Annotated in this window: 6 protein-coding genes; 4 read left to right on the plus strand and 2 right to left on the minus strand. The window is 70.8% G+C overall.

The window, feature by feature from the left end; all coding sequences use genetic code 11:
- Window positions 1–154: 154 nt before the first annotated feature.
- Both KLK06_RS19030 and KLK06_RS19035 read right to left on the minus strand, forming a co-directional pair.
- The gene (locus KLK06_RS19030; RefSeq protein ID WP_214636803.1) at window positions 155–2,911 is read right to left on the minus strand and encodes an AAA family ATPase; all 2,757 of its coding nucleotides are present in this window, start codon (window positions 2,909–2,911) and stop codon (window positions 155–157) included.
- An 89-nt stretch (window positions 2,912–3,000) separates the two neighbouring features.
- Window positions 3,001–3,150 (minus strand): hypothetical protein, encoded by a 150-nt coding sequence (locus KLK06_RS19035; protein WP_214636804.1) that lies wholly within the window; start codon window positions 3,148–3,150, stop codon window positions 3,001–3,003.
- Window positions 3,151–3,335: 185 nt separating this feature from the next.
- Here KLK06_RS19035 and KLK06_RS61490 point away from each other — a divergent pair, with 185 nt between their 5' ends.
- The 4 genes from KLK06_RS61490 to KLK06_RS19055 form a co-directional block, all read left to right on the plus strand.
- Window positions 3,336–3,638, plus strand: a complete 303-nt coding sequence (locus KLK06_RS61490) for a neutral zinc metallopeptidase (protein WP_308168327.1) — start codon at window positions 3,336–3,338, stop codon at window positions 3,636–3,638.
- Window positions 3,639–3,736: 98 nt separating this feature from the next.
- Window positions 3,737–6,358, plus strand: coding sequence for a LuxR family transcriptional regulator (locus tag KLK06_RS19045; RefSeq protein ID WP_214636805.1), 2,622 nt, complete (start codon window positions 3,737–3,739; stop codon window positions 6,356–6,358).
- A 91-nt stretch (window positions 6,359–6,449) separates the two neighbouring features.
- Complete coding sequence (locus tag KLK06_RS19050) at window positions 6,450–6,926, plus strand: general stress protein (RefSeq protein ID WP_214636806.1); 477 nt, start codon at window positions 6,450–6,452, stop codon at window positions 6,924–6,926.
- A gap of 12 nt (window positions 6,927–6,938) precedes the next feature.
- Window positions 6,939–7,466: Hsp70 family protein (locus KLK06_RS19055; protein ID WP_214636807.1), on the plus strand; the 528-nt coding region annotated here is incomplete at its 3' end.

Consider the following 7,466-nt stretch of genomic DNA (forward strand, 5'->3'; position numbering starts at 1 on the left):
GTGCGGTCTCGGCAGCAGCACCAACATGCGCGCCCGCTTCCCCGACACCGTCGGAATCACGCCCACGGCGTATCGCCGCACCTTCCAGCACCAAGCAGCCTGATGGCCCGGGCGGAACCACGCCGACCCGTACATCAGGAAAAGCGGCACATCACTAGGCCGTGGTGATGCGATTTCGCTGGTCCGACAACTCACGCCGGGAGTGGACATCGAGCTTCCGGAACACCTTCCGCAGGTGGTAGTCCACGGTGTGCACGCTGAGGTAGAGCTGGGCCGCGATCTCCGCGTTCGTGGCTCCGCCGGCTGCCAGGCGGGCAACACGGGCCTCCTGGGCAGTCAGGTCGCTGCCGCCGTTCCGCGCTCTTGTGCCGGGCTGGACCGGATCACCGGCTGCCGAAAGCTCCTGCGCTGTTCTGGCGGCGTAGCCCTGAGCGCCCATGGTGTCGAGGAGTTCGTAGGCGATCCTCAGTTCGTAACGGGCCTCCTTGGTTCTGCGCTCCCGGCGCAGCCATTCCCCGTAGAGCTGATGGCTCCGCGCCCTGCGCGACGGCCCCCGGGCGTCCTCGTGATGCTTGATGGCCCGCAGGTAGAGCGCTTCGGCCGCCGAGGGATCCGTGGTGGTCAGCGCCTGAGCGCGGGCAAGGTCTCCGAGCAGGCCCGGGACAGGTGTCGTATCGGCCAGGCGGGACAGGCGTTCCAGCAGATGCCTCGCCTCGTCGTGCTTGCCGCAGCGGGTCGCTGCCTCAACCATGTCGACGAGGGCGAACTGTACCTGGCAGGTGTCCCCGATCTGGCCCTCCAGACAGCGGTATGCCTCGTGATACCGGCCCTGGCTCAACTCGACCACGCTGCGCGCGTAGTCACAGAAGACAAGCTGATATCCCTGACCGGTGCGGGTGGCGTGCTCCTGGACGGCTTCCGTCAGCGCGCGGGCCTCCTCGAACCGGCCGCGCCAAGCGGCGACGAGCAGGGCCCCGATGTACAGCTCCGAGCCCCGGGCCTCCTCCAGCGCGGCGCGCTGGTCGAACAGGCGCTCTGACTCCGCGAGGCGTCCGGCGATCAGCTCGGACAGGGCCGTGTGGCTGAGCGCCAAGGCCATCGGGATGACGGCGCCCTGGCGCCGGGCTTCCGCTTCCAGCCGCCAGGCCAGCTTGTGCAGGGCGATGTCGTCGCCGAGCATGGTCGCGTGCGAGCAGGCCGCGGCCAGCCACTGGAACAGTTCGGGAGCCGTCGCCCGCTCATGCTGTACCGCCTCGACGGCCCGTTGCAGCATCGGGCCGGCGCTCTCCAGCCCTTCGACATGCAGCGCCGTGTCGGCTTCGAGCACCACGTCGCCCGTCGTGGCCGGCATCCCGGCGGGCAGCGGCAGGGTGCGAACCGTCTCGGCCACGTTGAGGCGCGAGGCTCCCTGCGGCGCGAGCGAGCCGCTGATCTGCGCCTGGACGAGCGCCTCCACGAGGAGGTCGCGAGCAAGACGGATGTCGTCGGGGCCCAGTTCCCGGGCAGCCGTCAGCAAGGCGTAGGCCGCTGCCGCCGGGGCGCCCGTCAGCCGGTGGATCCGCGCCTGCACGCGTTGTACCAGGCCGTTGTAGCGCCGATCCTCACGGTAGGCGGCCGCCTCGTCGAGCAGTGCCTGCGCCCTCCCTGGTGAGCCCGCCACGGCACTGGCCTGCGCCGCGCCCAGGAGCCGACGGGCCCGGGTGGGCAGGCCGGACGTCAAAGACGCCGCTCGCGCCAGAAGCGTCGACGTGCCGGTCCAGTCACCTCGGTCGCGGGTGCGCTCCGCGGCGCGTTCGAGTTCGTCGGCCACGACGTTGTCCGGGTCGGTCGCAGCTGCCGCCAGGTGCCAGGCACGCAGGTCGATCTCGCCGAGCTCGCCCGCGACGATGGCCAGCGCGGCGTGGACTCTCGCACGCTGCGCCAGCGGGGCGCCGTAGTAGATGGCCGAACGGATCAGCGGATGGCGGAACTTGACCGTCTCCCGGATCGACAGGAGGTCCCGCGCCTCGGCGGCCGCCGCGGCGGTCGCGTCGAAGCCCAGTTCCGGACCGGCCCGCCACAGCACGTTCGGATCTCTCGTGGGGTCGGCCGCGGAGGTCAGCAGCAGAGTCCGTGTCTGCGGGGGCAGCGCCAACGCTTCGCGCAGGTAGGTCTGTTCCAGCGCCCGTCCGAGGGGGATGGGCTCCGGCAGTGGCGCCCCACCGCTGAGCTGATCGCTACTGAGCTCCCTGGCCGCCTCGATCAGGGCGAGGGGGTTGCCTCCCGTTGAGGCGACGATCCGGCCGCGGACGTCGGGATCGAGGACTCCGGGGACCACCGATTCCAGCAGCCGGCCGGCCGCATCCGTGCGGAGGCTGGTGACGGTCAGCTCGGGCAGCCCCGCCAGGTGGTCGACGCGGTCGACCTGGCCGCGTACGGCGAACACCATCGCGACCGAGTCGGCATACAGCCGGCGGGCCACGAAGGCGAGCACAGCGGCGGACTCCTCGTCGAGCCACTGGGCATCGTCCACGAGGCACAGCAAAGGCCTGTCGTCGGCGCGCACGGCCAGCAGCCCGAGCGAGGCGAGTGCGACGAGGAAGCGGTCGGGCGGGCTCAGCCGTTCCTGAAGCCCGAAGACCTGGCGGAGCGCGTCGCGCTGCGGCTCGGGCAGTTGGGGCAGCTGGGCCAGATGCGGCCTGACCAGCCGGTGCAGTGCGGCGAAGCCGAGCTCGGCCTCGGATTCCACGGCGTCGAAGCGCATGATCTCGAAATCGCCGCCGGCCATGGACTGAAGGTGGTCGAGCAGTGTGCTTTTACCGGTACCGGGCCCGCCCCGCAGCACGACGACCGCGCTCATCCCCCGCCGGGCGGCGTCGAGGGCTGCCGTCAGCCGATCGCATTCCTCGTCCCGTCCGAACAGCTCGTCCACTCGCCAACCCCAAGGCGCTCAAGAGGGGCCCGCTTGCGCTGCTCCCTGGCATGCGTGAACCCGATCGCCGGATCCGGCTCCCATACTGGTCAGCGCCGGAGCCCTTGTCCAGTTGCCGCAGAAGTGTCCGCTGACACCGGGTTGGCGTACGTGCTCGGAGCCTGCGCCGCCACCGGTGGGCTGACGACCAGCCCGGACAGCAGGGCGGTGATGCCGACGTGCGCGGAGAAGCCCCCCATGCGACGTTTATCAACCTCCCTGCTCCTCGCCGCCCTTTCCACTGTCGTCGTCGTGGCGACCGGTAGCCCCGGCGAGGCGGCACAAACGCGTCTCGTACAACAACGCGTTCTATTGCCGGCCCCGGGACTACATCACCTGGGACATCGATCTCCTGAAGAGCGGCTACCGCTCTGGCGACGCGTGGGTGTATCTGGTCATCGCGCACGAGTGGGGGCACGCCATCCAGGCGCGGCTCGATCCCTCGCTCGTGTGGCGCGGCCGGGAACTGCAGGCGGACTGCCTGGCGGGTGCGGCGCTGTTCGGCGCCGCCGAGAACGGGGCCCTGGAGTTCGAAGAAGGTGACGTCGACGAACTGGTGGCCGCCTTCGACCGGCTGGGCGACAAAACGCCGTGGACGAAGGAGAGCGACCACGGAACCCCGGCGCAGCGGCTGTCGGCTTTCAACAGAGGGGCGGACGGTGGAGTGGAAGGCTGCCTGCCTGATTGATCCACCACACGGAGGATCCGTGCCGCGTCCGAAAGATCTCCCCTGGAATGGGCTTCATGGGCCTCTGTCCGGAAAACGATGCATTTGGGGGATACGAGATGTGGGAGCGGGAACGGGAATGGCACGATGTCGACAGCCTGCTGCGCACGGTCGAAGGAGGCGCCGGCGGGACCCTGCTGGTGGACGGCGAGCCAGGAGCCGGCCGGACGCGACTGCTCGCCGAAGCCGCCGCCGCCGCGCGCGAGCGCCACATCACCGTGGTCCGCGGCGGCCCGGAGGACATGGGCGAGCTGATCCCGTGCGGCATGCTGTTCCAGGCTCTCGATCTGCGCTTCGAGCCGGCCGCCGGCGATGATGCGGGCGCCTCCCGCACGCGGACCCTCGAACGGCTGAGGGCGGGCTTCGAGGAACGGGCCGCCCAACCGATGCTGGCCGTGCTCGACGATCTGCATGGGGCCGACCCGATGACGCTCATGGTGCTGCGCGCCCTCCACCACGTACTCGCGCCCCGGCCCATCGGCTGGCTGCTGAGCCGCTCGACCGTCCTGGAGCACGGCCGGGCCGCTTTCCTGTTCGACCTCCTGGAGCGGGAAGGGGCCGCCAGGGTCGAACTCGAGCCGCTCTCCCCGGAGGCGGCCGCCGGGCTGATGACGGAGGCGCTCGGGGTGCCGCCCGACCCGGCGACGCTGGCCTGGGTGGTGGGCGCCGCCGGCGGCAATCCGCTGCTGATCAACGAACTCCTCGCCGGACTCCGGGACGAAGGGCTGCTGGGCGCCGTGATCGACGGCGCCGGCCTGCCGTACGCGCATGTTCCCCTCCGGCTGCGGATGGTCGTGCGCCGCTGGATCGACACCCTCAGCACCGGTGCCAGGAACCTGGTGGAGACCGTCGCCGTGCTCGGCCGGTCGTTCTCGCCGGAACAGGCCGCGTCCCTGCTGGGCACCACACCGGCCGCGCTGCTTCCCCTGATCGAGGAGTCCATGGCGGCGGGCATCCTGACCGCCGACGCGCACGGTCTCACCTTCCGCCACGAGCTGGTCAGGCTCGTGGTCGCCACGCGGGTCCCGCAGCCGCTCCGGCACGCGCTGCTGGACCAGCACGGCGTCCGCACACGTGCCCGACCGGCGAGCCGGCCACCGGCCGGCTCCAGCCTCGGCCACGTCGTGGCCTTCCTGGACACGGCGATCGCCGAGGGCCGGCTGCAGGAGGCCGAGCAACTGGTCAGGGAGGGCCTCGCCGACAGCGGTTCGGTGGACGGCGTAGTGGAACTGCGGGGCGTCCTCTCGGACATCCTGTATCTGACCGGCAAGATCGAGGAGGCATTGCAGGAGGCCGAGACGGTGCTGGCCGTGCCGGACCTGCCCGGCCAGGTACGCGATCGGGCGATCCTGGTCCGGCTGTACGCCCTGGCACACCGGCCGGATTCCGGCAGGTCGGTGCGGGCGTACGCGCACGAGATCATCGAAGGGGCCGCTCGGCACGGTCCGGGGGCCACGGTCGCGGCCCTGGTCGCGCTGGCGGTGACCGAGTGGGAGGAGGGGCGACTCTCCGCCGCGCTGGCGTTCGCCGAGGACGCCCGGCGGCTGGCCGGCACGGACGAGTCAGGAGTGCACCGCTACGACTCGCTGCTCGTCTCCGCCGCGATGCTCATGGACATTCACCGCCTCGACGAGGCGCTGGCGATCCTCCGGGAGGCTCGTACGGACATGTCCGCCCACGGCCATCTGGCCTGGCTCGCGGACGTCTCGGCGCTGGAGGCCCGAGCCGAGCTCGCCGCGGGCCGGTTCGACAGCGCAGTCACCGAGGCGGAGCGGGCCCTTGACCTGGCCACCGCCTTGGGCACGCCGCTGTCGGTCATGGGGGCCAACGCCGTCCTCGCCACCGTCGCGCTGCGGCGCGGCGACCTGCGCGCGGCGACCCGGTACGTCATGGAGGGGGCCGGTGGCCCGCTCGACGGGCAGACGCGGCACGCCCTGCTGACCGCCCAGGTCGCGGAGGTGCGAGACGGCCCGCTGAGCGCGATGACGCTGCTCGCGGGGCTTCCCGGCCCACTCGGGCGGCAGCGCTCGATGCTCACCATGGAGCCTTCGGCGGGCGCGTGGATGGTCCGCATCGCCCTCGCCACGGACGACCGCCCGGCGGCCGAGGTCGTCGTGGCCACCGCGGAGGCGCTCAGCCGGGCCAACCCGGAGTTCGCCGTGCTGGTCACCTCGGCCGCGCACGCCCGGGGCCTGCTCGACGATGACTGCGAGGCCCTCGCCCGGGCCGCCGAGCAGACGGACGACCTATGGGCTCGGGCCTCCGCCGCGGAGGACCTCGGCGTGCTGCTCGTCGCGGCCGGGCGGCACGACGACGCGGCCGGCCACCTGGATCGCGCGCTCGCGATCTACCAGGACATCGGATCCGCCAGGGACTCGGCACGCGTCCGCCGGAGGCTGCGCGGCATGGGCGTACGCCACCGCCACTGGAGCTACGCCCAACGGCCGGTCACCGGCTGGGAGAGCCTCACCGAGACCGAGCGCAACATCTCGCTGCTCGTCACCGACGGATGGACGAACCGGCAGATCGCCGAGCAGACCTTCATCAGCGTGCACACGGTGGCCTTCCACCTGCGGCACGTCTACCGCAAGCTGCAGATCAACTCCCGCATCGAGCTCGTCCGCCTGGTGGTGACACAGGGGAAAACCGACCCCCACCCGTCCGGTACGGCAGAAGCCTGATGACTACACGCCTGGGGGATGTGGCGCACGGAAACCCGGAGAAGCCTCGGAAGCGTACGCAGAGGTATCGCGCCTGAAACAAGGAGGAGCCGTGTCCCTAGCACCACATGGTCCCATCACGGCGAACCGGGTGCCGGTCGCCAGTTACCCGACATATCAAGAGGCCGAGAAGGCCGTCGACTTCCTGTCCGACCATGGATTCCCCGTACAGGGAACGCTGATCGTAGGCGTGGGGCTGCGCTCGGTGGAGCAAGTGGTCTCGCGCATGACCTACCTGCGCGCGGTCGGGTTGGGCGCCGCGTCCGGCGCCTGGTTCGGCGTGCTCATCGGCCTGTTCCTGGGGATCTTCTCCCCCAGAATGACGCTCGCCGTCGTGCTGTGGGGGCTGATCTGGGGAGCGATCGCCGGAGCGATCTACGGCCTGATCGCGCACTCGGTGCACGGCGGACGGCGGGACTTCGTCTCGGAGAGCGGCCTGGTCGCCGACAAGTACGAGGTCCTCGTCGATTCCGAGAACGTGCCCAAGGCCCAGACACTACTCGGCCAGATCGGAAAAACAACCGGCTAGGGGGAGCTCGCCATGGCGAAAGCAGTCGGCATCGATCTCGGTACGACCAACTCGGTGATCGCCGCCACGGAGGACGGTCACCCCACGGTGATTCCCAACGCGGAGGGCTTCCGGACGACGCCGTCGGTGGTCGCGTTCACCGACCAGGGCGAGCGGCTGGTGGGCCTGCTGGCCCGCCGGCAGGCCATCCTCAACCCGAAAGGAACGATCTACTCCGCCAAGCGCTTCATCGGCCGCCGCTACGACGAGGTCGAGAGCGAGCTCCACGCGGTCTCCTTCGACGTGGTGGAGGGGCCCGACGGAGCCGTACGCTTCCAGGTCGGCGACAAGCAGTACGCGCCGGAGGAGGTCTCGGCTCTCGTGCTGAGGAAGCTCGTCGCCGACGCGGCGAAGTATCTCGGCGAGAAGGTGACCGAGGCGGTCATCACGGTGCCGGCGTACTTCAACGACGCCCAGCGCCAGGCGACCAAGGACGCGGGGCGCATCGCGGGGCTGGAGGTCCTGCGGATCATCAACGAGCCGACCGCCGCGGCTCTGGCG

The sequence above is a fragment of the Nonomuraea sp. NEAU-A123 genome (genome assembly GCF_018603905.1).
In the GTDB taxonomy this organism is placed as follows: Bacteria; Actinomycetota; Actinomycetes; order Streptosporangiales; family Streptosporangiaceae; genus Nonomuraea.